The following is a 26,330-nucleotide window of genomic DNA, read 5'->3' as shown; positions in this document are numbered from 1 at the left end:
TCTTATGCCTTTGATACATATAGGACATTCGCGATTTTTATAACGGCCGGATGCGTCAGCATCTTCGGCCGTTGGGATTAGAGAGGCAGCGGTTTGGCCAAGAGCGGCGCAGCGCAGACACGAAACGGGGCGATTACCCTCGTGCGGCACGGCGAACCGGCCCTGTCGCGGCGCGTCCGGCTGACGGCGGCGGGCTATCGCGACTGGTGGGGGCGCTACACGCTGGCCGGTCTGCTCGAAGGCCAGATTCCGCCGCCGCAGCTGATCAAATGGGCCGAAGAGGCCGGTTTTGTCTATTCTTCGACCCTGCAACGCTCCATCGAAACGGCGCGCGCGGTGTGCAAGGGCAAGCCGTTCGAGTCGCTCGACCTGTTCGTCGAAGCGCCCCTGCCGCCGCCGGATTTCCCGACCTTCCTGACCTTTTCACCCAAATACTGGGGCGGGATTTCGCGCTTCTGGTGGTGGGCCTTTAATCACCACGCGGGCGAGGAAACGCGTAAAGACGCCGAGGCCCGCGCCACCGAGGCCGCGCGCTTCCTGCACGAAAAAGCGCAGACGGGCGAAGACGTGCTGCTTCTGGCGCACGGCTATTTCAACTGGATGATTTCGCTCGAACTGGGAAAATTAGGCTATAGCCAAACCTGTGAGCAGGGGTTTAAGTACTGGGGCTGCCGTCGCTATGAACGGCGTGCCTGAGCGGCCGCTCCCGGACGCCGCCATCCTCCGTACCCTGTCGAGTGCGTAACGAAAGGCCGATCATGACCGAAACCCCAGCGACCCTGCCCCCTGAGACAATGTCCTTCGAAGAGGCGCTGAGCCAGCTTGAGCGCATCGTGGCGGAGCTTGAGTCCGGTCAGGCCCCGCTGGAAAAGTCTCTGGAACTGTATAAGCGCGGTGCGGCCCTGAAGGCCCTGTGCGAGGAGCGCCTTGAGGCCGCCCGCCTTCAGGTCGAAAAGATCACCCTGACCCGGACCGGTCAGGTCGAAGGCACGGCCCCGGCGGAGTTCAACTGATTTGATGCCGGTCGCCGCCAATTCCGACCTGCCGCCCCTGCATCAGCGGATGCAGGAGACCGCCGATCTGGTGACGATGGCGCTCGATGAGCTTCTGCCGCGCGCCGAAGGCTTCGAGTCGCGCCTGACCGAAGCCATGCGTTATGCCGCCCTAGGGCCGGGTAAGCGCCTGCGGCCCTTCTTTGCGCTGGAAACCGGGCGTCTGTTCGATGCGGATTCTCAGGCCGTGCTGCGGGCGGCGTGCGCGCTGGAATGTATCCACGCCTATTCGCTGGTGCACGACGACCTGCCGTGTATGGACGATGACGATATTCGCCGCGGGCAACTGACCGTGCACCGCGCCTATGATGAGGCGACGGCGGTTCTGGCCGGGGATGCGCTGCAGACGGTGGCGTTCGAGATTCTGGCTTCCGAAGACACCCATGAAGACCCGCGCGTACGCGTTGAGCTGATCTCGCGGCTGGCCCTGGCTTCGGGTGCGCAGGGCATGGCCGGCGGTCAGATGATCGACCTCATCGGGGTGTCCGACGATCTGGGCGGCGTGGCGCGGATGCAGCGCATGAAAACCGGCGCGCTGATCGTCCATGCCTTTGAAATCCCGATTATTATTGCCGATGCGCCGGAAAAGGAGGCCAATGCCCTGATCCATTTCGCGCAGGATCTGGGGCTGGCCTATCAGATTGCCGACGACCTTCTGGACGTCGAGGGCGATCCGGACCTGCTGGGCAAGGCGGCGGGCGGCAAGGATGCGGCCAAGGGCAAGACCAATTTCGTCACGCTGCTGGGGCTGGATGAGGCCAAGGCGCGGGTGCGGCTCCTGTCCGACCAGTGCAAGGCGCGGCTGGATATTTTCGGGACCGATGCCGACATCCTGCGCGACAGCGTGGATTTTGTGCTGAAACGGCAGAGTTAAGCGGGTACGTCTGCGCCGCCACAGGCAAAGTCTTCGCTACTGGACAAAACCGCCTCACAGTTTTATGTCGGTTGCGGTAGAGACGAACAAAACCATTGCCGGTTCTGATCCCGCCTGTGAGTGCACCGCTTATGCCCCAACCCGAAACGCCGGTCCTGGACACGCTGACGGTCCCGGAAGCGATCCGCCATCTGTCCGCCGCTGAGCTGAAGACGCTGGCGGATGAAGTGCGCGCCGAAACCATTGATGTGGTGTCTAAGACGGGCGGGCATCTGGGCTCGGCGCTGGGCGTGGTCGAACTGACCGTGGCGCTGCACCATGTGTTTGAAACCCCGCGCGATATCCTGATCTGGGATGTCGGGCATCAATGCTACCCGCACAAGATTCTGACCGGGCGGCGCGACCGCATCCGATCCTTACGTCAGGGGGGCGGCCTCAGCGGTTTTACCAAGCGCTCGGAAAGCCCCTACGATCCGTTCGGCGCAGCCCACGCGGCCACCTCGATTTCGGCGGCGCTCGGCTTTTGCGCGGCGCGCGACCACAAGGGCGAGACGAATAAGGTCGTGGCGGTGATCGGTGACGGCTCGATGTCGGCCGGCATGGCCTATGAGGCGATGAACAATGCCGCCGAAACGACCAAAAATCTGACGGTTATCCTCAACGACAACGACATGTCGATCGCGCCCCCGGTGGGCGGCATGAGCGCCTATCTGGCCAATCTGGTCTCCGGCGGCGCCTATCAGGCCGTGCGCCGCTTCGGTAAGAGCGTGGCCGAACGTCTGCCGCGCCCGCTATTTGAAATGGCCAAGAAGTCGGAAGAGTTTTCGCGCACCTGGTTCACCGGCGGCACCTTTTTCGAGGAACTGGGCTTCTACTATGTCGGTCCTATTGACGGGCACGACATGGAAAACCTGCTGTCGGTCTTAAAGCGCGTGCGCGACATTACCGACCGTCCGGTGCTGGTGCACGTCGTGACGCAGAAGGGCAAGGGCTATGCCCCGGCTGAGGCTGCCGCCGACAAGTATCATGGCGTGGCGAAGTTCGACGTCATCACCGGTGAACAGGCCAAACCCAAGGCCAATGCCCCCAGCTATACCGAAGTCTTTGCCGCCGAACTGATTAAGCAGGCGCAGATCGACCCGAAGGTGGTGGCCATCACCGCCGCCATGCCGTCGGGCACCGGGCTTGACCGCTTTGCCGAGGTGTTTCCGTCGCGCTGCTATGACGTGGGCATCGCCGAACAGCACGCCGTGACCTTTGCCGCCGGTCTGGCGGCAGACGGCATGAAGCCGTTTTGCGCGCTCTATTCCACCTTCCTGCAACGCGGTTACGATCAGGTGGCGCACGATGTGGCGCTTCAGGACCTGCCCGTGCGCTTTGCCATCGACCGCGCCGGTCTGGTCGGGGCCGATGGGGCGACTCACGCCGGGACGTTCGATATCGGCTATCTGGGCACCCTGCCCGGTATGATGATCATGGCCGCTTCGGATGAGGCGGAGCTGGCGCGTATGATCGCCACGGCCACCGCCTATGATGATGGCCCTTCGGCGTTCAGATACCCGCGCGGTGAAGGTGTCGGCGTTGAAATCCCGGCCGTGGCGGAAACGCTGGCTATCGGGCGCGGGCGGATCGTGCGCGAAGGCTCAAAGGTGGCCATCCTGTCGCTGGGGGCGCGCCTGCCGGAGGCCTTGAAGGCTGCCGATCTTTTGGGGGCGCGCGGGCTTTCGACCACGGTGGCCGATGCACGTTTCGCCAAGCCGCTGGATAAGGCACTGATCCTTCAACTGGCGCGCCACCACGAATGCCTGATCACGGTCGAAGAGGGCGCCATGGGCGGCTTCGGAGCCTTTGTGCTGCACTATCTGGCGGCTGAGGGCGCGCTGGATAACGGCCTGAAAATCCGCACCCTGACCCTGCCGGACCGCTTCCAGGACCACGACAAGCCGGAAAAAATGTATGCCGATGCGGGCCTTGACGCGCAGGGCATAGCGGCTTCGGCCATGAAAGCGCTGGGGTTCAGCGAGGCCGATATCGCCAAGGCAGCGGTGCAGGGATAAAGAAACGGCGCCCCAATGGACGCCGTTTCTCATTCAATGCCTTAATTACTAAGCACGATGGCCGCAATCAGGCCCGTGGCCACAGCCGCCAGCACGTAGCGGTCATCGACCTGACGCCACTCATAGCCGCGCGGTGGCGCGTAGAGCTGGCGGTGGCGGCGGTAATCCACCTCATAGCCGCGATCCCAATCGCGATAGGCGACATAGCCACCGCGACGCCATTCGGAACGCTCGCGCCAGCCATAGTGGCGGCCGCGATCATAGCTGCGGTAATAGTCGTAACGCCCGCGGCGGTCGTCGCGTTCCCAGCGCTCGTACCGGTCATGGTGACGTTCGCGACGATCATAGCGGTCGTGGTCGCGCGGGTGAGCGGTGGCCACGTCGGCCATCAGCAGGGAGCCAGCCATCATGGCCAGCAAGGACGTAGTCATTATGCGTTTCATAACGGTCTCCTGTCTTGCCCCATCCCTATGCTACCCACACTAGTGCGGCGTGCCTGAACCGTGCATGAACGCAAACGGGTCGGCGTTATTCAGTCATTTCACCGAAGGATAAAGATGTTATGCCCGAAAGCCACGCGGCGACGAAGCATAGCCATCTTTATCGGTTTTCTATTTTTTGACGATTGCCATCGTTTGCACGAACACGGAGCGGTTTACAGGCGGAAAACCTCCGCTAACCTGTGGCTTTGCAGTAAAGGAGCGCAGGGTGAACGGGCCGCAATCGCAAGACGCCATACGGCGATCCAAAGGTTTTCTGGGGCTGGTCGAAAAGGCCGGCAATCTGCTGCCTGACCCGGTGATGATTTTCGTCTGGCTGATACTGGGCCTGATGGTGCTTTCGACCATCGGCGCGCATTTCGGCTGGTCGGCCTCCATCCCCTACAGCGGCGACGAAGCCCCGCACTGGGCAACGCTCGACAACGGCGTGGTGACCTACACGGCGACCAGCCTGTTTACTGCCGAAAATATCGGGCGGCTTCTGGTCGATATGCCGAAGACCCTGACCGGTTTTGCGCCGCTGGGCGTGGTGGTCGTGGTCATGTACGGTGCGGCCGTGGCCGAACGCTCAGGCCTGTTTTCGGCGCTGATCCGCTCCTCTCTGCGCAATGCCCCGCGCGCCATCCTGACCCCGTGCGTGATCATAACCGGCATGGTGTCGCATCATGCGTCCGATGCGGCCTATGTGGTGTTCATCCCTCTGGCCGGGCTGATCTATGCTTCGGTCGGCAGGCACCCGCTGGTGGGGATCGCCGCAGCCTTCGCCGCTGTGTCGGGCGGCTATGCGGGCAATATCACACCGGGGCAGATTGACGTGCTGCTGTTCGGCTTCACTCAGGAGGCCGCCCGCATCATCGACCCGGAATGGACGATGAACCCGCTCGGCAACTGGTGGTTCATCCTCGCCATTGTCGGCCTGTTCACCCCGGTGGCGTGGTTTATCACCGATAAGGTAGTCGAGCCGCGTCTGGGCAAATGGGGCGGTTCGCCGGACACCGAACTTCAGGCCGAACTGGCCAAGTCCGAAATCACACCCGCCGAGACAAAGGGCCTGAAACGCGCCGGGATCGTCGCGGTGCTGGTCGTTGCCGGATTCGCCGCTTTGGCGTTGTGGCCCGGCTATACCCCCCTGATCAACGAAGAGGCCACAGGCCCGGCGCAGCTTCAGCCCTTCTATGCCGCCCTGATCGCCGGCTTCTTCCTGCTGTTTATCACCACCGCCATCGCCTTTGGCACAGCGGCCGGGACCATCAAATCCGACAACGACGTAGTGAAGATGATGGGTGAGGGGATACGCTCGCTGGCGCCCTATCTGGTCTTTGCCTTCTTCGCCGCGCACTTTGTGGCCATGTTCAATTGGTCACGGTTGGGGCCGATCACCGCCATCAATGGTGCCGAAATCCTCAAGGCGTGGGGTTTACCCGCTCCGCTGCTGCTGGTCAGCGTGCTTTTATTCTCGTCGATACTCGACCTGTTTATCGGCTCGGCCTCGGCCAAGTGGTCGGCGCTCGCCCCCGTGGTGGTGCCGATGTTCATGCTGGTCGGTATTTCGCCGGAAATGACCACGGCGGCCTACCGCATGGGTGACAGCTACACCAATATCATGACGCCGCTGATGTCCTACTTCCCGCTGATTCTGGCCTTCACGCGCCGGTGGGACAAGAGCATGGGGGTAGGGTCGCTGCTCGCCCTGATGCTGCCCTATGCCCTGAGCTTCATGGTGGCGGGGATAGGCCTGACGGCGGCCTGGGTGGCGCTTGACCTGCCGCTGGGGCCGGGCGCACAGGTGCACTACACCCCGGCGTCCTGATCCGGTGAGGTGGTCAGTTCACTCCACAGCGCCGCCATATCGCGCACGGCGGCCTGAGCGTGATCGACCACCCCGGCAAACAGCGGAAAGCCCAGAGGCAGGGTGTCATAGCGGCGATAGAGGGTGTGCGTGCGGCCTTCCATCAGACGCCGCGCATAGCGTTCGGCCTGAGCCGCCAGCGGATCAAGCCCGCCGGAGACGATCAGGGTCTTGGGCTGACCATTGATCACCTCTTCGCGCAGGGGGGACAGGGCGACATCGCTCAGGCCCGTGCCCGCGCCGGCATAGTGGCCGATCATGATATCAAGATCGGCGGCGCTGATCGGCCAACTTCGAGCGAAGCGGCTCGTTTTCAGGTCTGGGTCCGACAGGTCAAGCAGCGGCGTGACCAAAAGCTGCGCCACGGGCAGGGGCTTGAAATCGCGGCGCAGATCCAGACACAGGCGCGCGGCCATATTGCCGCCCATACCAATGCCACCGATGGCCGCCTGACCCGAGGTCGCGCCTAATCGGCCCAGATTGGCCAGCGCCCAGTCCCACGCCATTCGCGCGTCGTCATACCCCGCCGGAAAGCGGTGTTCGGGGGCCAGGCGATAGGCGGGTAAAAACACCGGACAGCGCGCCTCATGCGCCAGCAGGCTGGCGAAGGCGAGGCTCAGTTCGGGGCCGCCCAGCACGCCGCCCCCGTCATGGAACAGCACCAGCAGCGGGGAATTGTGGTCGATACGCTGCGGCCGGATCAATTGGCCATTGACCAGCCCGCCATCTCCGGCGGTTTCGACCTTCACCCGGACCTCAGACCCCGCGCTCATCAGGGCCGCTGCTTCCTGCCAGTCTTCGCGCGCCCCTTCGACCGAGGTGCCGGTCAGGCTGAGCGGCGTGCGCTGATCCTGACGCGCGAAAAAAGTCTTCCAAAGAAAGGTGATCTGCGTGTCGAGCGTGCGCCCGTCTACGTGGACGATGCCGCCGCCGGAGAGGAATTTCAGCACGGCAAACGGCAGGCGCAACACCTGACGCAGAAGCAGGCGTCTCAGGACGGATTGACGGGGCGGCGACAAACGCATGGCAGCCTTTGAAAGCAATAGGCGGCTATTGTTAGGCGTGTTCGTGCGAACCGACAAGCACCTTGGCGGTGTCAAGGGAGGGGCGGCTCTCATCTCATGCGGTAAAGTAACACATGATGGCCCAGAGTAAGTATTAATAATGAACTTTAACTGTCCGTCCCCGTAACAGCGATTTATTGCCGCATCCGAGGAAATATATGGGATTTTTATTTGACCGCTTCCGAAAGCTGCGTCTTAATCTCTGTCGCAATTCGTGATCTGGCTGCCGACTGCTCGGAAGCGGGATTTCCCGGTTTCCTGAACTCAAACTGCGCTACCGAGAACGACGATTGTAGGGGAGGTTTGCTCCCGAACACCTCGATACTGCTTTTGACTAAGGAGAGCACATGGCCGAAGGTACGGTTAAGTGGTTCAATGCCACCAAGGGTTTTGGTTTTATTCAACCGGCCGAAGGCGGTAACGACGTCTTTGTCCACATCACCGCTGTTCAGCGCGCGGGCCTGCAAGGGCTGGCGGACGGTCAGAAGCTCTCCTACGAGCTTCAGACCGAGCGCGGCAAGACCGCCGCTGTCAATCTGCAACTGCTGTAATTCCCTTATCTTTAAGGGTTTTCAAAAAGGCCGTCCCGTTCTGCGGGGCGGCTTTTCGTTATCCGTGGTGAGACTCTTTCACGCCTTCGGCGTCGCTGCGATCAGGGCTCTTATCGCTTCGGCGTCCATGCCTTCGTGCCGGTAGTCACGTAGGCTTTTGGAGTCCTTGCGTTTGGCAAGTCGTCTTCCCTGATCGTCGAGCAGCAAGGCGTGATGCCGATACACCGGCGTCGGCAAACCCAGCAAACCTTGCAGCAGAACCTGCGTATGGGTGGCGGCAAACAGATCGTGGCCACGGTGGATGTGCGTAATGCCCTGCCGCGCATCGTCAATCACCACCGCCAGATGGTAGGCGACGCCGATATCCTTGCGCCCCAGCACCACATCGCCATTGACCTCAGGCCGCGCCGTCTGCGGGCCGGTTTCGCCGTCGGGTCCGTGACCGTTTTCGACAAAACCCAGGCGGTCCCACTTTGCGCACAGCGCTTCACGCGCCGCCGCCAAGGACAGACGCCATGAGGGTTCGCGCTCAGCTGGTCCATTCTCCGCTACAGCGTCCCCTTCCTGCGGGGCCCCCTGCGCCGCCTGCGCCAGCTCCTTGCGCGTCTTGTAACAGGCATAGACCAGCCCGCGTGCCCGCAAGGTCTCCAGCGCCGCCTCATAGTCGGCCAGATGATCGGATTGCCGCAATACCGGTTGCGGCCACCCCAGCCCCAGCCCGCGCAGGTCTTCATACACCCCCGTCTCGTATTCCGAGCGGCAGCGCGTGCGGTCTATGTCTTCGATCCGCAACAGGCACTCCCCGCCCGCCTGCCGCGCCGCTTCAAACGCCGTCAGGGCCGCATAGGCATGACCCAGATGCAGGTAGCCGGTCGGCGAGGGGGCAAAACGGGTGCGGTAGGTCATCCTCTTGATCTATCAGATTAAACAGGTACGGTCATGGTGAAAGCGCGGTGGAAAGGCACCGTCGTGGCAATTAGGGGGGAGTTTATGGGGCGGACAATTGAAATTCCCAAGGTGCAGACGCCCTGGGGTTTGGGCGGTGTTATTGAAGATCGCTATCGGCCTATGGTCGAGCAACTGGAGGCCTTTTCACGAGATCATCCGGAGGCCTACCGCTGGCGGGTGCTGGGTGCGGCGCTGATGGGCTACGCCTTTCTGGCGTTGGTATTGGGCGGGCTGATCGTACTGACTGTAGGGGTTGTCGTCATTGCCATAGCCACACATCTGGTGGCGTTGCTGGCCAAGGTGGCAATTGTCTTTCTGGTAATGGGTTTCTACCTGGTGCGCGCCTTGTGGATAAGATTTGAAACCCCAAAAGGTGTCGTTGTCGCCGCTCGTGAGGCTCCGGCTTTGTTTGCTGCACTTGAGGAGATTCGCCGCCTGACCAGAGGTCCCAAGGTTAAAAAGGTCCTGGTCACTGACGAGTTCAACGCCGCTATCGTGCAGGTTCCGCGTTTAGGTATATTCGGTTGGCACGACAATTATCTGTTGCTTGGCTTACCCTTGCTGATGGCCTTATCCGAAAGCGAGGTGAAGGCGGTGATCGCGCATGAGTACGGCCATCTGGCGGGTGCGCACGGTAAGTTATCGGCTTGGATTTATCGGGTGCGTCAAACGTGGGCGCGCCTGTCCTATGCCTTTGAGACCGGTGGCATGGCGTCTGTGCTTAAGGGCTTTTTCAACTGGTATGGTCCTTGGTTCAATGCCTACAGCTTCGTCTTGGCGCGCTCGAATGAATACGAGGCCGATCGGTGCGCCGCTCTGGTGGCGGGTCCGGCAACGGCGGCGTCGGCTCTGGTGCGAGTCAGTGCGGAAGGGCATCGCTTTGCCGCGCACTGGGACGCCCTGCAAAACTATAATCGCACGGCGAAAGCACCGGCGACCTTACCCTATGCAGGACTGGCCATGCGTTTCGCCGAACAGCCCGCAGAGGCCGATCAGGCACAGGCCTTATCTGAGGCGCTAAAAAGACAAACAGACTTGCACGATACGCATCCCTGCCTCTCAGACCGGTTGGCCGCCCTTGGAGAAGCGACACCGGCACTTGCAGTCGTCGAGTATAGCGGCGCTAAGGGATTTCTAAGCGACGCGCTTACGACGCAACTGGTGGAACGTTTTGACGCCGAGTGGTGGCGCGAAGCGGCGCCGGTATGGGAGGATATTTACAAGCAAGCCGAAAGTATGCGTGCCCGTCGGCGGGAACTCGATACGATGGCGGCGCAAGGCTCGCTTGATGAAGAGCCTTATTGGGAGCGTGTCAACCTTATCGAGTATGAAGGCGATGTGGCGACGGCACAGGCTCTGGCAGAAGCTTGGGCGCAGTCTCATCCTGACGATCTGATTGTGCGGCGCCGTGTCGCACAATTCTACCTGGATCAAGGGGATGCAAAGGGGGTTGAACACATGCAACCCGTACTTGACGGTGCCGATCATGGTCAACGCGAACAGGCTTTGTACGGTTTAGCCGCGTATTATGCGCAGTTTGATCCGGACAATCCGAAAAACGCGCAGATTATCGAAGGCATAATAGAGGCCGAGCGTTTCAGGGAGCGTGTACAGGATCATTTTTCGCGGTTACCACCCACCACGACGCTTGAGCCACCGCATCTGCCGGAAGCTACACTGAGCGCGCTCAAGCGGGTCCTTGCCGTACATTATGCCATCAAATCCCTATGGATCGCCAAGCGCAGCTTCCCGGATGATCCGGCGATCGTGCAATATATCGCCCTATATATCTGTCGTGACCGTAAGGCGGAGATGGATATCAAAAACGCATTTATGGACGACGTGCTGAGGGTGCTTCAACCGCACGGGGCGGCACTGGCAGTTGAAAGTGTACCGGCATATGACTGGTTGCGCAGACGTTTGGTTCATCTTGAAGGCTCGGAGGTCCGCCGCCACAGTACATCTGGGGCGTAATCCTGCCTGTCATGCAAAGTTCACTGTTTTCTTTTTGTGGAATCGGGTTCTTACTGAGCTTGTGGATAAGCTTCTCAGCTAGAAGGAGTTCGGTCTTCCGGTACGATTATCCCGTTGCATCTCCGATCGCATGGAGGCGTCCATGCAGGTCCTGAAAAATCCGCCCTCTGACTGGCGGGCCCTGGTCCTGAACGCCGATTTCAGGCCGCTCTCCTATTACCCGCTTTCGACCCGGCCGTGGCAGGATGTCGTGAAGGCGGTGTTCGAAGGTCGAGTCGATGTGGTTTCGACCTATGATGTCGAAATCCGCTCGCCCTCGATGACCATGCGTCTGCCCAGCGTCATCAGCCTCAAGACCTATATCGACCAGAACCGTCCGCCGGCCTTCACGCGCTATAATGTCTTCCTGCGCGATCAGTTCAGTTGCCAGTATTGCGGCTGCCGCCACGACCTCACCTTTGACCATGTGCTGCCCGTTTCGCAGGGCGGCAAGTCCACCTGGACCAATATCATTACCGCCTGCGCCCCCTGCAACTTGCGTAAAGGGGGAAAAACACCCCAACAGGCACAGATGGCACTGGCCAAAAATCCACACCGCCCGACAATGTATCAGCTTCAGGAGCTGGGACGGCGTTTTCCGCCTCACTATCTTCACGAAAGTTGGGTAGATTACCTGTATTGGGATACGCTGCTCGAACCCTGACGGGGTGAGGGGCGTATATGGGTATTCTTCGGGCTGAGTAAGACATGTCGCAGCGCGTGCGCTTTGAGTTGGATCGCCGGAACTTCGGCGTGATACGCTTTCCCCGTGACAAGGGACAGACGGCCATTTCCCTTAAGTCGATTGAGGCGGCGCTGGCCCGGACGCTGGACGTGCAGGTCGAGGCGCGGCGTGAGCGCCTGTTCGGCCCCAAGGTGCCGCGCTTTGCCTATATGGGTGAGGTGCTGGCGGTGCGTGTGCTCGAGTCCGGCGATGCGGTGCTGGACCTGTCGCACGCCGATGATGAGGCGCGTGAGACGATCATCGAACATATGCGCCTGTCGGAAGATTTCGAGAGTTTTTGAGGGGTTTTAAACCACGGATAGACACGGATAGCCGCTGGCGCGGCCTCACGGATATTCATTGTGCGCCTGAGAGGTTCGGTGCGCGGATCATCTGTGTCAGGCGGGCTTTGCCCGCCGCATCTGTGTCATCTGTGGAGATTCTCTGCTTTGGAGTTTCAAACGCCGGTGCGGACGTCTTCGCTCTTATTTGTTTGGGCGAAGCCCTTTGTTTTTTTTAACCACGGATAGACACGGATGGCCGCTGGCGCGGCCTCACGGATATTCATTGCGCAACTGAGAGGCACAGAGCGCAGAGCATCCGTGTTCGGCGGGCGAAGCCCGCCATCCGTGTCTATCCGTGGCAAAAATCTATCCCCGCTGAGACATGCACAATTTCAATCACTTAAGCGCGTTTTCTCACAATCTGTCCCCGCAGCGTGAACCTCTGTCATGCTGAGCCCATGACACAGATCGCCGCTCACATCCCCGCCGCCCACACCGCCGCCTATGACCGCCTGATTCGCCTTGCGGATCAGATTCTGACCGCGCTCGAAACCGCGCCGCGTCCGACGACGGCTATCGAGATTGGCCGAACGGCCCGCGCCATCATGGCCGTCGAGCGGATGTTGCGGGGAATATACACGCCGTTGCTGAAGGCGAAACCGAAGCCGGTCAAAGAAGCAACAGCCGAGACGTCCGCTGCGTCTCGCCGCCTTCGCGCCGATCCGCCGCCGCCGCCGTTGCGCCCCGGCGGGCTTACAGGAGAGGAGAGAGACAGCCCCGTAACGCGAGGGGCGGCGGTCCTCGAACCGTCAGAGGCGGCGAAACCTCAGGCAACGCCCGCGACATCTCCACACGGTGAGTGGTCAAAGGGCTGGGCCGATAAACAGGCTCAGATGCGCGAACAACGCGCAGCCCGCATTGGCAAATGGCCCGACGGTACGCCGTATAAAAAGTCAGGCGAACTCTCCTCCCTGCGGCCTTGCCGCGGGGATCGGGCCGCCGGTGCGGGTGGCCGCGAACGCCGTGAGCGGACGGAGGGGAGACTCGGAAGAGGAGCCTGCACTGGCTTTTGAAGTGCGTACCTCCCAAGTGCCGTGTATGTGACTACTAACGGCGCAATCCTCCTCCGTCTCCTCGTTTCACTCGCATCCACCTCCCCATCGCTAACGCGACAGGGAGGAGAGGACGGAGCCAGATCGAGAAAAAACCCGAGGATGGTCCATTTCACGGCTTTTCCTGTCCCGGCAACATGTTCTATACATGTTCCATGTCTTCTGCGCCCCATGACCTGTTTCAGGCGGCTGGCCTGACGCCGTCCGCCCCGACCCTGACCGCCGCGCCCGAAGGGTTCAAGCCGCTGGCTGAGCGTTTGCGGCCGCAGGCCCTGTCCGAGATCGTGGGGCAGGATCATCTGCTGGGCGAAGGCGGGGCTATTGCGCGCGCCGTCGATCGCGGGTTTTTGCCGTCGCTGATCCTGTGGGGGCCGCCGGGCGTCGGCAAGACGACCATTGCGCGGTTGCTGGCCGCCAGCGTCGGCTATGAGTTTCAGCAGATTTCGGCGGTTTTTTCCGGCGTCGCCGATCTGAAAAAGGCCTTTGAATATGCGCAGGCCCGTCGCAATCAGGGGGTGCGCAGCGTCCTGTTTGTCGATGAAATCCATCGCTTTAACCGCGCCCAGCAGGACAGCTTCCTGCCCTATGTCGAAGCCGGCGTGGTCACCCTGATCGGGGCGACGACGGAAAACCCGTCGTTTGAGCTAAACGGCGCGCTTTTGTCGCGCTGTCAGGTGTTTGTGCTGAAACGCCTCGACGATGAGGCGATGGACAAGCTCATCACCCGCGCCGAAACGCATCTGGGGCACGCCCTGCCGCTGATGGACGAGGCGAAGGAGATGCTGAAAGGCCTGGCTGACGGCGACGGGCGCTATCTGTTGACCCTGATCGAGTCTCTGGCGTCTATGGGTTTTGAGGCGCCGCTGAACAGCGAGGCCCTGCTGCAAAACCTGCAAAAGCGCCGCCCCAATTACGATAAGGACCGCGAAGGCCACTACAACCTGATCTCGGCCCTGCATAAGTCGGTGCGCGGGTCCGACCCCGACGCGGCGCTCTACTGGTTCGCGCGGATGCTTCAGGGGGGCGAAGACCCGCTTTATATTGTGCGGCGGATGCAGCGCATGGCCTCCGAAGACATCGGAAATTCCGATCCCATGTCGCTGATCATGACCAATGCGGCGCGCGAAACCTATGAGGTGCTGGGCTCTCCGGAAGGCGAACTGGCCATTGCTCAGGCGCTGGTGCACATGGCCTCGGCCCCCAAATCGAACGCCGTCTATACGGCCTTCAAGGCGGCGATGAAGGCGGCGAAGGACACCGCGACGCTGGACCCGCCCGAAGTCATCCGCAATGCCCCGACGAAATTGATGAAACAACTGGGCTATGGTGAAGGCTATATCTACGACCCGGATGACCCCGACGGGTTTTCGGGGCAGAACTATTTTCCGGACGGTATGGCAAGGCCGCGTTTCTACGATCCGAAGGGCGAGGGGCACGAGGGAAAGACGCGACAAAGGCTTGAATACTGGGCACAATTGCGGGAAAAGAAACAACAGCAAAGGGGGGAATAGCTATGCAAACCGATCAGACATCTGCCAAAAGCGTGACGCCTTATGATATCGCCTTCATATCCGTCCGCCTGTTGGCGATATACGTATTCAGCCGATTGCTTGAGTTTTTGGCCGCGTTTGCTCTTTTGCCGACAATGGATGCACAGTCGAGGGGCGTGGTGTTTTTTTCCATAGCGGCCCTTCTGTCGGTCGCGTCCGGTCTGTGGGTGATGGCAGGCTGGATGGCACGACAGATTATACCCGCCACGGGGCTATCCTCTGATAACGCTGGCAGTGTCGAAGTGTGGCAGTCTGTTGGCTTGCGTCTGTTCGGTTTTTATCTGATCTACGGCAGCATGATACGGCTGGGGCCATGGCTGGGTATGATTGCGGGCGAAGCATCGGGGGAGAAAGTAATGGAGCAAGGCTGGAAGATGGGCGTCAGCGCCATTCTAAGCCTGGTACTGATTCTAATCCCGCATAGGGTGATTAAAGTCTTACCGAACCTGCGCTGATAGTCACGCTGTTCTCTCACTCCTGTGATAATCGCTCCCCATTTCCGGCCCATTTCGCGCCCAGACTGGCCTTCACGCTGATGAAGGAGGCGCGCTATGTCACCGGAAACCCTGCAACAACTGGCCGTTCTGCTGCTGTGGATTGCGCCGGCCTTTCTGCCGTTTGTCATTCATCCTAACGGACCCAACCGCTTTGGTGCGCCGCGCCGCACGGAAGGCTTTGAAGCGGCGGTACGCAGCGGCCTTGCGCGCGCCTTCGATTTCAAAGGCCGGGCGTCGCGCGGCGAATATGGTGGTTTCCTGCTGCTGTTTGTCGGCGTCTATTGCGCCGCCGCCCTGATGGACGGTGCTTTTGGGCTGAGCGGCTTTTATATCGCGCCCATGCTGCTGCTGGTCCCCTACGTGGCGGTTACCACGCGGCGTTTGCACGATCTCAACCGGTCCGGCTGGTGGCAGTTGCTGGCTCTGGGGGCGGGCGTCTTCGTGCTGTTTTTCCTGCTGGCGCAACCGTCGCCGCAGCCTTTGCGCCAGACCCTGCGCCGTCCCGTGGGGCCGGTCCGTATGGCTGGTCATCGTTAGATAAAGCCTGTACCGTCGCCGATCGGAGCGGGATGATTTTCAAGCGGAAATCATCCCGCTCTAAATTTTGTTAGGTCGCGATATTTTTGTCGAAAACCGCTTACCTTTTTCGACATATCGCTCTGGCGAGAGGTGACGAATGAACCGGGTCAGACAGGTTCTGAAGATACTGGCGTGGGGCGTAGCGGCAGCGTTTGCCGCTGTGGTGCTTGTGGCCCTCTATGCCCCGTATGAGGCCGGGCAGGTGTTGCGCGCCCTCAATATCGGCATCAGCGGGCAGGGACTGGCCGTCTGGGCCGCCTTTGCGCTGGGGGCGCTGATCATCCTTGCGGCCCTGTTCGGTTCGCTGAGCGGCTCCGGCTTTCAGGGCCGCCGCGGTGCGGGCAAACGACGTGAGGACTGAAAGGCCTATGGGCAAGCGCACACGGCTATAGTATGAGCCGCGCATGACCCCGAAAAAGCAGGACAAGCTCAACCGTAAAAAGGCCTCGCGTCAGTCGCCGCAGCACAAAGCCGCCATTGCCGAGCGCGAAGCCAGGGGGTGGGCGCGCCCCGTCCAGACGCCCAAAAACCCCAAGGCCATCGACCGGCCGCTGAAACTGTCCGACGAAGAGATCGTGTGGGTGAAGTCCATGCTGATCCACGAAGACGGGGTGATTATGGGCTTCAACAAGCCGTCCAACCTGTCGTCACAGGGCGGGCGCGGCAATTTCCATAATCTCGATGACATGCTGTGGGCCTTCGCCCGCTCGAACTGCAACAAGCCACGCCTGCTGCACCGGCTGGACCGCGACACGTCGGGCATTATTCTGGCGGCCAAAACGCGCACCTCGGCGGCCTTTGTCGGCAACGCCATTGCGGCGCGCGATGTGCATAAGACCTATGTGTGCATCGTCGCCCATCCGCACAACCTCAAAGACGAGGGCGTTATCGACGTGCCTCTGCGTCGTGAAGAGATCGGGCGCGAAGCCTATAGCCGCGTCTGCGCCGCCGATCATCCCGAAGCGCTGAGCGCCCGCACCACCTATCGCGTGCTCAGCCGCACGGACACGTCGGCGCTGGTGCAATGTGAACCCTTTACCGGGCGGATGCATCAGATCCGCGTGCATATGGCGCATCTGGGGTGCCCCATTGCGGGCGATGTGCGGTATGGCGGCGCGCTCAGCCTCGACGGCGTGCGCGTCCCGCGCCTGATGCTGCACGCCCGCGCCATAGAGTTTCCGCATCCGGATGGCGGCCGCCGTCGCTGGGAAGCGCCGCTGAGCCCCGACCTTCAGGCGCTATGTGCACAGGCCGGGCTGAATCTTGACAAAAATCTAGGTAAGCCTTTCATTTATTTACCATAAATCCGCATTTGCTTAATGCGTCATTAGGCAGATTTCTTACCGCTTCGTTAACGTCCCAACTGTCATAGCTGCGCGGGTATGTGTATCTGACGGGCTGAGTGACATGCTGGAACCATTGCGCAGAGGTTGGCGTCAGTTGGAGCAGACGGCGCGGTCGTTGCTGTTCTGGCGCGATGTCCGGGGCAATACCGTCATCGTCTTCGGCCTGATCGCGGCGACTCTGGCGGCAGCGACAGGGGCGGGCGTCGAGTTCAGCCAGGCGCATGAGCAGACCAACCGTCTTCAGGACGCCGCCGACGCGGCGGCCCTGCGCGGGGCCTTGATGGCGAAGGACGAGACGGCGGCCAAAAGCGCTGCCGATACCGTCTTTGCCCTTAATCTGATCGACAGCGGCATTACGCCGACGTCCAAAGGCCTGAGCTTTGAAACCAGCGGATCGCACAAGACCGCCATCTATGCGGCCCGCGCGCAGATACAGACCTCTTTTCTGCGGTTGATGGGCATCAATACGCTTACTGTTGCCGCGACCTCGACCGCCGAAGCCGAACTGCGCAAATCCGAGATCGCCCTGGTGCTCGACTCCACGGGGTCCATGTCGCGGGATTCGCGCATGACCAATCTCAAGGCTGCGGTCGATAGCGTTCTGGCCTCCCTGCTGGTCAACGGCCAGAATGTGTGGGGCGCCAAGGTCGGCATCGTCCCTTTCGATACGCAGGTCAATATCAAGGGCGTGCCGGCGAGCGGCATTGCCGGGGAGTTCGGCGAAACGCCCTACAGCTATAGCTGCACGGGCAGCGGCATGAACGCCGATAGCTGTACGTCTTTGGGGACGACGCGCGATCTGATGTGCAGTGGCAGCGCCGATGTGGCGGCGTGCAAGGCCAATGCCCGTCTCTATGCCTATACCTATAACGGCAGCTATCGGGTCTTCGTGACCTCCTACTTTGCGCAGAACAACGGCTATTGCTGGGTCAATTACAGCTACAGCTATTGCGGTTATACGGTCGTGTCGCGCACCGACGCCTATTCGACGACCAACTGGGCGCGGACCTCCAGTTCCAGCAATTCGACGCCGTGGTCCTATGCGGCCTATTACAGCCGCCCCAACAGCAGCTACGCCCAGTATACCGGCACGATCACCGCTACACCGACCAGTGCCGGGGGCTACGGGTCGGGCTCGACGACCACCATCAAGGACAACAGCACCATTACGGCCAATGCCGACCTTTTGGGTGTCGGCACCGATAGCTGGAATGGCTGCGTAATCGACCGCAAGCAGCCCTATGACGTGTCGGGGCAATCCCCGATCGCCAGCACGCCCGATACCCTCTACCCGGCGGCAAAATGCGCCACCAACAACCTGCTGCCCGTCATGGGTCTGACGACCGATATTGCGGCCGTGCGCGCCCATGCCCAGAAACTCACCCCGGCAGGCAATACCAATATTACCATCGGCGTACAGTGGGGGATGGAGCTCCTGTCGCCGGAACTGCCATTCAATACGGCACAGTCCTACAGCGACAAGAGTAATTACAAGTATATGATCGTCATTACCGATGGCGAGAATACGCAGAACCGCTGGACCACCTCGGCGACCTCGATCAATCAGCGCACGCTTCTGGCCTGTCAGGCGGCGAAGGATCTGGGCATCACGGTCTATACGATCCGCGTGATGGAGGGCAATTCCGACATGCTGAAGGCCTGCGCCAGCCGCCCTGACTACTTCTACGACGTGACAGCGGCCAGCCAGCTTACCTCCACCCTGGCCAAGGTTTTCTATTCGATCCAGAGCACGCGTCTGACGAAGTAGAGGGCGCAGCGCTATCGGCGGGCAGTAGAATGAATATTAAGTTTTGGCCCATATATTGCACAGTTGATGCCGATGCGAATAACCGGATAAGCCCATGCGCCTGCCTGCCTTTCTCTTAGATCGTCGTGGAAACACGGCCGTTATGTTCGGTCTGTTTGTCTTTGTTCTGGCGGCTGCGGTGGCCGGAGCGGTCGATTTCTCGAACGTCGTGAGCCGCCGGAGCAAGGCGCAGGATGCGCTGGATGCGGCGACCCTGGCCGTGGCCATTCTGCGGCCGACAACGGTTGATCAGGCCAAGGCAGCGGTGACCCTGCGGCTGAAGCAGGAGTTGGGGGACAATCCGGACGGCGTTCAGATTGATCAGTTCAATTATGACACAACCACGCGCACCTATTATGTGACGGCCAAGGGCACGTACAAGCCGTATCTGCTGGGTGTGGTGAATATCACAGCGCTGCCGTATCAGGTGCTCAGCAAGACGGTTCAGGCCGCCAACGGCACGCTGGAACTGTCGCTGGTTCTCGATAACACCGACTCGATGGGACAGGCGCTTGACGGCACGAAGACCCGACTGGATGTACTGAAGACCGCGGCGACAAACCTCGTCAACACGGTGATGACCACGGCCAACAAGGATTATGTGAAGGTCGCCATCGTGCCCTATGCCGATTACGTCAATGTGGGGCTGGCCAATCGTGGTCAAACCTGGATATCGGTCGGGGCCGACTATACGGTACCTGCGGCGGCTCAAAAATGTAATACGATTTCGACCAAGCAGGTGTGCACGGGCGGCGTTTGGGGAACGTGTGATTCCATCAAGGATGGGGTGCCGATTAAGGTCGGTTGCTGGAAAACGCCGCAAACTTGTACCACTGTAAATATAACGCCTTATCAGTCATGTGATAATCCGCAACCGACCTACTACAAATGGTACGGCTGTGTGCGCCATCAGGTCGATTCCAAGACCAAGCTACTCATCATGCCTGATCCTCTGACAGCCTACACAGGCGTCCTTGAAACGGCTCAAAGATGCCCTACGGCTATACAACCTCTGAGCAATGACAAGACTGTGGTGACTAATGCGATCAATGGTCTGGTCAATAAGATTGGCAGCTATCAACCGGATACCTTCATTCCAGGCGGGCTCGTCTGGGGCGTCAATACCCTTTCGCCGCCCGCGCCCTTCAAAGAAGGGCAAGCCTATGATGCCAAAAATAAGGAGCCGAAGAAGGTTATTGTTCTGATGACGGACGGTGCGAATACACTCTACACCAACGCTTCCGGTCAGACGGTATCGGCAGCGACGGGTAGCCCGCCTACGATCAGCACGTCGCTGATTACGCCGACCTACACGGTTCAGGCCAATGTCTGTAATTATGCCAAGGGCAAGAATATCGAAATCTTCGTTATCGGCCTTGGGGTTACGGATGCGACCGCGCTGGCGTCCCTCAAATCCTGCGCGACGGATGCTCAGCACTATTTCGATGCGCAGAACGCCAATGACCTGATCAATGCTTTTGAGGTCATCGGCGGCAAGCTCAGCGTGGTGCGCCTGATGCAGTAGAGCGATATGTCGAAAACTGTGAGCGGTTTTCGATAAAAATATAGCCACAAAGCAGACACATAGAGCGGGAAGATTCTTCCATCGGAAATCCTCCCGCTCCAGCCGTGACAGAAAAGCGGCGCTGCCTCAGATAAGCGTCTTTTCTCAACCGGTTGACGGTGTTAAGCGAAGAGGGGAAAACGACGGTTTCCGCCTCTTTTGCTTTTGGATAGCCCATGACTCAGAAAATCGACTGGAGCGAACTGTTCTTTTCGTCCACTGGACGGGTGCGTCAGACGCCGTTTCTGATCGCGCTGGCGGTGCTGGTCGGGCTGTTCATGATCTATGACTCGGCCATTACCGGCGCACCGCGCGTCCTGACCGGGTGGGTGGTCTATCCGGCGCTGCTGTTCTGCGCGGCGTGCGTTTTGTCGAAGCGCCTGCACGACCGGGGGCGCTCCGGATGGTGGGCGGCGGTGATCCTGATTGCCTTTATGATGGTGTGGCCACGCCCGGATAATTTTCTCGATTTTGTCGGCGCGCTGGTGCTGCTGTGGGCGGCTATTGACTTGGGCGCGATGCCCGGCGAGAGGGGCGCGAACAGGTATGGGCGTTCCATGCGGTTTGCATCGCCCATCGAGCAAAACTAAAAAAGCCGAGAGGGGCGCGAACAGGTACGGGCGTTCCACGCGGTTTGCCGAACCCATTGAGGCGGTTTGACGCTTATTCGGCCAGATCAACCGGCCCAAAGCGTTCGATAAATTCCTGACGCAGGGCGTAGTCCACCTCATCCATGGTCACCGGCAGGCCCAGATCAATCAGGCTGGTCACCCCGTGTTCCGAGATGCCGCACGGCACTATGCCATTGAAATGGCTGAGATCCGGCTCGACGTTAAGGCTGATGCCGTGGAAGCTGACCCAGCGGCGCAGCTTGATGCCGATGGCGGCTATTTTATCTTCGGGAATAGGGGTAATCCCCCGGTCGCGGCGTTCGACCCACACGCCAACGCGCCCGTCGCGGATATGACCTTCGACATTGAACTGCCACAGGGTGCCGATGATCCAGCCTTCCAGCGCCTTGATAAAGGCGCGGATGTCCTTGCTGCGCCGGTTGAGGTCCAGCATCACATAGATCACCCGCTGACCGGGGCCGTGATAGGTGAACTGCCCGCCGCGCGCGCTGTCGAATACGTCGAAACGATCAGGTTCCAGCAGGTCTTCGCGTTTGGCTGACACGCCGGCCGTATAGAGGGGCGGGTGTTCGATCAGCCAGATCAGCTCGCGCGCCTCGTTCTTGAGGATGGCTTCGACGCGCGCCTCCATCGCGGCCACAGAGTCGGGATAGGCCACCTGACCGGCAGAGACGCGCCATTCCGGCAGACCGTTCTCAGGGTCTTTCAGGAAAAAGTCCGGCGACACAAAATCGGACGGAGTGTCATTGGAATCGGCGGGGCTTAACCTGTCGTTCAGCATGTTCGGCCATTCTGCGGCGGATGGGGTAGGACTCCTCCCTATATGGGTATTCAAGGGATCAAGTCGAGCGTGTCGTCTCAGGTCAATTCCGTGCCGGTGGAAATCTCAGTGCTTCTGGGGCGATCCGTCCTGCCGATGCAGCAGCTTCTGCGCATGGGCCGCGGCGCGGTCATCCCGCTGGACGCGCGTGAGCACGATGAGGTGTGGATACTGGCCAACAACCACCCGGTGGCGCGCGGCGAAATCCAGATTTTTGAAGAGAAGATCTCGATCGTGGTGACCCGCCCGGCCAATGTCTATGACTTTATGGCCCTGGGGAATTAACCCCCCTCTGCTCTGCATTTTTCCGTTTGCCTCAGACGATTCAGTCGTAAGGCGCTTGCGTTTTACGTTTGTTCGGCTTAATGCTGAACCAAATGGCTCAGTATTCCAGCGCGCGCCTTGATGCTTCTTTTGCCGCTCTTTCGGACCCGACCCGCCGCGGGGTTCTGGAGCAATTGGGGCGCGCGGACGCGTCGATTACGGACCTAGCTGACCGGTTTCACATGACCCTCACCGGTATGAAGAAGCATATCAGCCTGTTGGAGAAGGCCGGCTTTGTCACGACAGAGAAGGCCGGACGAGTGCGCACATGCCGATTAGGGCATGAGCGGATGGCGGAAGAGGTCGCTTGGATCGAAAACTACCGCCGGCTTTGGGACGCCCGCTTTGAGGCACTGGATCAGGTGGTCGCGGAATTGAAGCAGAAGGAGGCAGATAATGACGCAGGCTAATCAGACTGCAATGGAGCGCATCTCCGATCGCGAATTTGTGGTGAGGCGAACCGTCGATGGTTCAGTGCGGCTGGTGTTCAAGGCGTGGAGCGAACCGGAGTTGTTCCGGCGCTGGTGGACGCCGAAATCGTTCGGCATGACCATCCATTCCTGCGAGATGGACGTGCGCACCGGCGGCGGCTACCGGCTGGTGATCAGCCATCCGTCGATGCCGGAGCCGATGGCCTTCTTCGGCAAATATATCGAGGTAGTCCCCGGCGAGCGTATCGTCTGGACGAATGAAGAAGGCGGCGAAGACGGGGCCGTGACCACGGTGACCTTCGAGGGGCGCGGGGAGCAGACTCTGGTCGTCTGGCGCGATCTTTACCCGTCGAAAGAGGCGCTGGACGAGGCCATGGTGTCGGGGGCCACAAGCGGCTTCGACGAGCAGTTCGATCAGTTGGATGAGATGGTTGCGGAACTGGGGGCGGAGTAAATCATACATCCCCGTCAATGCCGGGGAGGGGGACCGCACGAGCCACGAAGTGGTGAGATGTGGTGGTGGGGTATCTTGAGGGGGATAGAATGAACGACGCCGTTAAGCGCAAGACTGCGTCGGCGCGGCAGATGCGCAAGGCTCTGACCACTCCGGAATGGTTGCTGTGGGAACACTTGAATCACCGCACCGATGGTCTCATCTTTAAGCGCCAGTTTGCGATAGGTCCGTATATCCTTGATTTTTATAGCTTCAAGGCACGGCTGGCTGTGGAAGTGGACGGCACCTTGCGCAGTCTGGATGACCGCGCGAAAAAGACGCGGCGCGCGATGCGTGGTTACACTTGCAGGGCCTTGAGGTTTGCCGCGTGGCCGCCGCTGATTTGTGCCGGGATGCTGACGGCGTCGCGGATGGGGTGAGGCTGCTGGCTTTGGAGCGAGCGGCGCGCTTTTCAAAGATATAAGAACCCCCACCACCTCATCTCACCGCCTTCGGCGGCTCGTGCGGTCCCCCTCCCCAGCAGAGCTGGGGAGGTATAAGATAGGTATTTCAACATAGTAGAACGTGGAAGACGGTTATGACCAAACGATACATTTCCGACTTTCTGTATCGCCGTCAGCGTCGAACCAAGACAATAATGCGAAACACGAAGGTGTGGTCGCAAACGCTTGCCGATGAATGGCCAGAGGCAACACCGCGTGGACGGGGATTTAATAACTGGAAAACGCCTGTTTGGAGCGGGCTGATCAATCCGCCTCGATCCTCGCTGCATACCCAGCGTCGTTATATAGAGCTTATCCTGCGCGCAGCGGCAAAGATGCAATCCAGCAAACCTGAACACCTCCGTCATGCACGGGTAACGGCCATAATCTCTTATCCAGACCTGTTTCGCAGTAGCGTCGATGTGTTTTTCGATCAGGATTATTGGGCGGCTTTCGCAATCCGTTCGGATGTGAATGATCTATGGGTGCCCATACCGACCTCGCGCAGTCTGATGAAGTCTTACGGTCTGAAAGTAAAAGCAGGCTTTAGGGAGCAAGGCTACAGCACCTACTGGCGCGACGATGACTTTGATCCGCCGTATGAAAATCGTCAACAGGTCTGGATTTACAGCGAAGTGATGTAAAAAAGAGCGGGTCTCACGACCCGCTCTTTCCACATAAGACTCGAAAATTTTTCGAAGAACCGCTTCGAGAAAAATTTTCTCGCTATGGACCTTTGTCCACGTCCCGATCCGCAGGATCGGGACGTGACCCAAATTAGAAGTCCATACCGCCCATGCCGCCCATGCCGCCGCCGGGCATAGCCGGGGCCGCTTCCTTCTTCGGGGCTTCGACCACGGCGGCTTCCGTCGTGATCAAGAGGCCCGACACCGAAGCGGCGTCTTGCAGAGCGGTACGCACAACCTTGGCCGGGTCGATGACGCCATCGGCGACCAGGTCCACGTACTTTTCGGTCTGAGCGTTGAAGCCGAAGTTGGCTTCGTTCGATTCCAGCACCTTGCCGACGACGATCGAGCCTTCGACGCCTGCGTTTTCCGAGATCTGACGGATCGGAGCCTGCAGAGCCTTGCGCACGATGGCGATACCGGCGGTCTGATCGTCATTGTCGCCGGTCAGGTCGGCCAGCTTCTTCGACGCCTTCAGCAGAGCCGTACCACCGCCCGGAACGATACCTTCGTCCACGGCCGCGCGGGTCGCGTTCAGGGCGTCATCGACGCGGTCCTTCTTTTCCTTCACTTCGACTTCGGTCGAGCCGCCGACGCGGATGACCGCGACGCCGCCGGCCAGCTTGGCCAGACGCTCTTGCAGCTTTTCCTTGTCGTAGTCCGAGGTGGTTTCTTCGATCTGTTGCTTGATCTGAGCCACGCGGCCTTCGATTTCCGCCTTTTCACCGACGCCATCGACCACGGTGGTGGTTTCCTTGGTGATCGTCACCTTCTTGGCGCGGCCCAGCATGTCGAGGGTCACGGTCTCAAGCTTGATGCCGATGTCTTCGGAGATCACCTGACCGGCGGTCAGGATGGCGATGTCTTCCAGCATGGCCTTGCGGCGGTCGCCGAAGCCCGGAGCCTTGACGGCGGCGACGCGCAGGCCACCACGCAGGCGGTTGACGACGAGCGTGGCCAGAGCCTCGCCTTCGACGTCTTCGGCGATGATCAGCAGCGGGCGGCCCGACTGAACCACGGCTTCGAGGATCGGCAGGATGGGTTGCAGGGTCGAGATCTTCTTGTCGAAGATCAGGATGTACGGGTCTTCGAGGACCGCTTCCATCTTGTCCGGGTTGGTGACGAAGTAGGGCGACAGGTAGCCGCGGTCGAATTGCATGCCTTCGACGACGTCCAGCTCGGTTTCGGCGGTCTTGGCTTCTTCGACGGTGATCACGCCTTCGTTGCCGACCTTGGCCATGGCGTCAGCGATCATCTGACCGACTTCGGTGTCGCCGTTGGCCGAGATGGTGCCGACCTGAGCGATTTCCGAGTTCGAGGTGACGGGCTTGGACGAAGCCTTGATTTCGGCGATGGCAACGGCCACGGCCTTGTCGATACCGCGCTTCAGGTCCATCGGGTTGCGGCCCGAAGACACCGACTTCAGACCTTCGACGGCGATGGCCTGAGCCAGAACCGTGGCGGTCGTGGTGCCGTCACCGGCCTTGTCGTTGGTCTTGGAGGCAACTTCACGGATCAGTTGCGCGCCTAGGTTTTCGAACTTATCGGCCAGTTCGATTTCCTTGGCGACCGAGACGCCGTCCTTGGTCGAGCGCGGCGCGCCGAACGACTTTTCAAGGATGACATTGCGGCCCTTGGGGCCAAGCGTGACCTTCACGGCATTGGCGAGGACATTGACGCCGCGCAGGATCTTGTCGCGCGCGTCCGAGGAAAACAGTACGTCTTTAGCAGCCATTTCGGGTGTTCCTTTGGTTGCGTATTATCGGGATAGGGAGGGACAGAGCGGATTAACGCTCAACCACACCCAGGATGTCGGATTCTTTGAGGATCAGCAGGTCTTCGCCGTTCAGCTTGACCTCGGTGCCGCCCCACTTGCCAAACAGCACGCGGTCGCCGACCTTCACGTCCAGAGCGACTTGCTCGCCCTTTTCGTTGCGGGCGCCCGGCCCGACAGCGACGACTTCGCCTTCTTGCGGCTTTTCCTTGGCCGTATCAGGGATGATGATCCCGCCCTTGGTCTTGGCTTCTTCTTCAACGCGCTTCACGAGAACGCGGTCGCCCAGCGGACGAAAGCTCATATGATGTCTCCGATGTTATTCAGATGAATGTTAGCACTCAGTATGTCCGAGT

Annotated in this window: 29 protein-coding genes; 23 read left to right on the top strand and 6 right to left on the bottom strand. The window is 60.2% G+C overall.

Annotated features, from left to right (window positions below; translation table 11 throughout):
* Window positions 1–93 precede the first annotated feature (93 nt).
* The 4 genes from PQU94_RS14440 (at window position 94) to dxs (ending at window position 3,983) form a co-directional block, all read left to right on the top strand.
* Window positions 94–696: a histidine phosphatase family protein gene (locus PQU94_RS14440; RefSeq protein WP_272742141.1), complete on the top strand. Its 603-nt coding sequence runs from the start codon at window positions 94–96 to the stop codon at window positions 694–696.
* 62 nt (window positions 697–758) lie between these two features.
* Entirely contained in the window at window positions 759–1,013 is a 255-nt protein-coding gene (locus PQU94_RS14435; protein ID WP_272742140.1) for an exodeoxyribonuclease VII small subunit, read from the top strand.
* A gap of 4 nt (window positions 1,014–1,017) precedes the next feature.
* The gene (locus PQU94_RS14430) at window positions 1,018–1,926 is read left to right on the top strand and encodes a polyprenyl synthetase family protein (RefSeq protein WP_272742227.1); all 909 of its coding nucleotides are present in this window, start codon (window positions 1,018–1,020) and stop codon (window positions 1,924–1,926) included.
* Between the two features lie 131 nt (window positions 1,927–2,057).
* The gene (dxs, locus tag PQU94_RS14425; RefSeq protein WP_272742139.1) at window positions 2,058–3,983 is read left to right on the top strand and encodes a 1-deoxy-D-xylulose-5-phosphate synthase; all 1,926 of its coding nucleotides are present in this window, start codon (window positions 2,058–2,060) and stop codon (window positions 3,981–3,983) included.
* Window positions 3,984–4,024: 41 nt separating this feature from the next.
* On the opposite strand, the gene PQU94_RS14420 is transcribed toward dxs, so the two are convergent.
* Window positions 4,025–4,426 carry an RcnB family protein gene (locus tag PQU94_RS14420; protein WP_272742138.1) on the bottom strand — a complete coding sequence of 134 codons (402 nt, stop codon included), beginning with the start codon at window positions 4,424–4,426 and terminating at the stop codon, window positions 4,025–4,027.
* A gap of 265 nt (window positions 4,427–4,691) precedes the next feature.
* Here PQU94_RS14420 and PQU94_RS14415 point away from each other — a divergent pair, with 265 nt between their 5' ends.
* Window positions 4,692–6,293 carry an AbgT family transporter gene (locus PQU94_RS14415; protein WP_272742137.1) on the top strand — a complete coding sequence of 534 codons (1,602 nt, stop codon included), beginning with the start codon at window positions 4,692–4,694 and terminating at the stop codon, window positions 6,291–6,293.
* Here PQU94_RS14415 and PQU94_RS14410 read toward each other — a convergent pair.
* Window positions 6,275–7,357, bottom strand: coding sequence for an alpha/beta hydrolase fold domain-containing protein (locus PQU94_RS14410; RefSeq protein WP_272742136.1), 1,083 nt, complete (start codon window positions 7,355–7,357; stop codon window positions 6,275–6,277). The genes PQU94_RS14415 and PQU94_RS14410 overlap by 19 nt on opposite strands.
* Before the next feature lie 386 nt (window positions 7,358–7,743).
* Between PQU94_RS14410 and PQU94_RS14405 the strand changes: the two genes are divergently transcribed.
* Window positions 7,744–7,947 carry a cold-shock protein gene (locus tag PQU94_RS14405; RefSeq protein WP_013478897.1) on the top strand — a complete coding sequence of 68 codons (204 nt, stop codon included), beginning with the start codon at window positions 7,744–7,746 and terminating at the stop codon, window positions 7,945–7,947.
* 78 nt (window positions 7,948–8,025) lie between these two features.
* On the opposite strand, the gene gluQRS is transcribed toward PQU94_RS14405, so the two are convergent.
* Window positions 8,026–8,853, bottom strand: a complete 828-nt coding sequence (gene gluQRS, locus PQU94_RS14400) for a tRNA glutamyl-Q(34) synthetase GluQRS (protein WP_272742135.1) — start codon at window positions 8,851–8,853, stop codon at window positions 8,026–8,028.
* Window positions 8,854–8,886: 33 nt separating this feature from the next.
* Between gluQRS and PQU94_RS14395 the strand changes: the two genes are divergently transcribed.
* The 12 genes from PQU94_RS14395 (at window position 8,887) to PQU94_RS14340 (ending at window position 20,961) form a co-directional block, all read left to right on the top strand.
* Window positions 8,887–10,869 (top strand): M48 family metalloprotease, encoded by a 1,983-nt coding sequence (locus tag PQU94_RS14395; RefSeq protein ID WP_272742134.1) that lies wholly within the window; start codon window positions 8,887–8,889, stop codon window positions 10,867–10,869.
* 142 nt (window positions 10,870–11,011) lie between these two features.
* Window positions 11,012–11,572: an HNH endonuclease gene (locus PQU94_RS14390; RefSeq protein WP_272742133.1), complete on the top strand. Its 561-nt coding sequence runs from the start codon at window positions 11,012–11,014 to the stop codon at window positions 11,570–11,572.
* Window positions 11,573–11,616: 44 nt separating this feature from the next.
* Entirely contained in the window at window positions 11,617–11,934 is a 318-nt protein-coding gene (locus PQU94_RS14385) for a hypothetical protein (RefSeq protein ID WP_272742132.1), read from the top strand.
* A 440-nt stretch (window positions 11,935–12,374) separates the two neighbouring features.
* Complete coding sequence (locus tag PQU94_RS14380; RefSeq protein WP_272742131.1) at window positions 12,375–12,989, top strand: hypothetical protein; 615 nt, start codon at window positions 12,375–12,377, stop codon at window positions 12,987–12,989.
* Between the two features lie 194 nt (window positions 12,990–13,183).
* Window positions 13,184–14,539 carry a replication-associated recombination protein A gene (locus PQU94_RS14375; RefSeq protein ID WP_272742130.1) on the top strand — a complete coding sequence of 452 codons (1,356 nt, stop codon included), beginning with the start codon at window positions 13,184–13,186 and terminating at the stop codon, window positions 14,537–14,539.
* Window positions 14,540–14,541: 2 nt separating this feature from the next.
* A complete protein-coding gene (locus PQU94_RS14370) occupies window positions 14,542–15,033 on the top strand; it encodes a hypothetical protein (RefSeq protein ID WP_272742129.1) in 492 nt (163 codons plus the stop codon).
* Between the two features lie 96 nt (window positions 15,034–15,129).
* Window positions 15,130–15,612: a DUF805 domain-containing protein gene (locus PQU94_RS14365; protein WP_272742128.1), complete on the top strand. Its 483-nt coding sequence runs from the start codon at window positions 15,130–15,132 to the stop codon at window positions 15,610–15,612.
* Window positions 15,613–15,751: 139 nt separating this feature from the next.
* The gene (locus PQU94_RS14360) at window positions 15,752–16,015 is read left to right on the top strand and encodes a hypothetical protein (RefSeq protein ID WP_272742127.1); all 264 of its coding nucleotides are present in this window, start codon (window positions 15,752–15,754) and stop codon (window positions 16,013–16,015) included.
* A gap of 43 nt (window positions 16,016–16,058) precedes the next feature.
* A complete protein-coding gene (locus PQU94_RS14355) occupies window positions 16,059–16,958 on the top strand; it encodes an RluA family pseudouridine synthase (RefSeq protein WP_272742126.1) in 900 nt (299 codons plus the stop codon).
* 103 nt (window positions 16,959–17,061) lie between these two features.
* Entirely contained in the window at window positions 17,062–18,768 is a 1,707-nt protein-coding gene (locus tag PQU94_RS14350; RefSeq protein WP_272742125.1) for a VWA domain-containing protein, read from the top strand.
* 94 nt (window positions 18,769–18,862) lie between these two features.
* Window positions 18,863–20,332 carry a TadE/TadG family type IV pilus assembly protein gene (locus tag PQU94_RS14345; protein ID WP_272742124.1) on the top strand — a complete coding sequence of 490 codons (1,470 nt, stop codon included), beginning with the start codon at window positions 18,863–18,865 and terminating at the stop codon, window positions 20,330–20,332.
* 215 nt (window positions 20,333–20,547) lie between these two features.
* The gene (locus tag PQU94_RS14340) at window positions 20,548–20,961 is read left to right on the top strand and encodes a DUF805 domain-containing protein (RefSeq protein ID WP_272742123.1); all 414 of its coding nucleotides are present in this window, start codon (window positions 20,548–20,550) and stop codon (window positions 20,959–20,961) included.
* A 73-nt stretch (window positions 20,962–21,034) separates the two neighbouring features.
* Here the strand turns inward: PQU94_RS14340 and lipB are convergent, their stop codons facing one another.
* Entirely contained in the window at window positions 21,035–21,784 is a 750-nt protein-coding gene (gene lipB / locus PQU94_RS14335; RefSeq protein ID WP_272742122.1) for a lipoyl(octanoyl) transferase LipB, read from the bottom strand.
* 42 nt (window positions 21,785–21,826) lie between these two features.
* Here lipB and PQU94_RS14330 point away from each other — a divergent pair, with 42 nt between their 5' ends.
* The 5 genes from PQU94_RS14330 (at window position 21,827) to PQU94_RS14310 (ending at window position 24,158) form a co-directional block, all read left to right on the top strand.
* Window positions 21,827–22,108, top strand: coding sequence for a FliM/FliN family flagellar motor switch protein (locus PQU94_RS14330; RefSeq protein ID WP_013478892.1), 282 nt, complete (start codon window positions 21,827–21,829; stop codon window positions 22,106–22,108).
* A 92-nt stretch (window positions 22,109–22,200) separates the two neighbouring features.
* Window positions 22,201–22,557 carry an ArsR/SmtB family transcription factor gene (locus PQU94_RS14325; protein WP_272742121.1) on the top strand — a complete coding sequence of 119 codons (357 nt, stop codon included), beginning with the start codon at window positions 22,201–22,203 and terminating at the stop codon, window positions 22,555–22,557.
* Window positions 22,544–23,032: an SRPBCC domain-containing protein gene (locus PQU94_RS14320; protein ID WP_272742120.1), complete on the top strand. Its 489-nt coding sequence runs from the start codon at window positions 22,544–22,546 to the stop codon at window positions 23,030–23,032. Before PQU94_RS14325 ends, PQU94_RS14320 begins: the two co-directional genes overlap by 14 nt.
* A gap of 89 nt (window positions 23,033–23,121) precedes the next feature.
* The gene (locus PQU94_RS14315) at window positions 23,122–23,451 is read left to right on the top strand and encodes an endonuclease domain-containing protein (RefSeq protein WP_272742119.1); all 330 of its coding nucleotides are present in this window, start codon (window positions 23,122–23,124) and stop codon (window positions 23,449–23,451) included.
* A gap of 158 nt (window positions 23,452–23,609) precedes the next feature.
* Window positions 23,610–24,158, top strand: a complete 549-nt coding sequence (locus tag PQU94_RS14310) for a DUF3916 domain-containing protein (protein ID WP_272742118.1) — start codon at window positions 23,610–23,612, stop codon at window positions 24,156–24,158.
* Between the two features lie 133 nt (window positions 24,159–24,291).
* Here the strand turns inward: PQU94_RS14310 and groL are convergent, their stop codons facing one another.
* Window positions 24,292–25,935 (bottom strand): chaperonin GroEL, encoded by a 1,644-nt coding sequence (groL, locus tag PQU94_RS14305; protein WP_272742117.1) that lies wholly within the window; start codon window positions 25,933–25,935, stop codon window positions 24,292–24,294.
* 52 nt (window positions 25,936–25,987) lie between these two features.
* Complete coding sequence (gene groES, locus PQU94_RS14300; protein WP_013478704.1) at window positions 25,988–26,278, bottom strand: co-chaperone GroES; 291 nt, start codon at window positions 26,276–26,278, stop codon at window positions 25,988–25,990.
* Between the last annotated feature and the right edge of the window lie 52 nt (window positions 26,279–26,330).

Source organism: Asticcacaulis currens, assembly GCF_028550395.1.
Lineage (GTDB): Bacteria > Pseudomonadota > Alphaproteobacteria > Caulobacterales > Caulobacteraceae > Asticcacaulis > Asticcacaulis currens.
The sequence above is the reverse complement of the archived record's forward strand: the minus strand, read 5'-3'. Positions and strand labels throughout refer to the sequence as shown.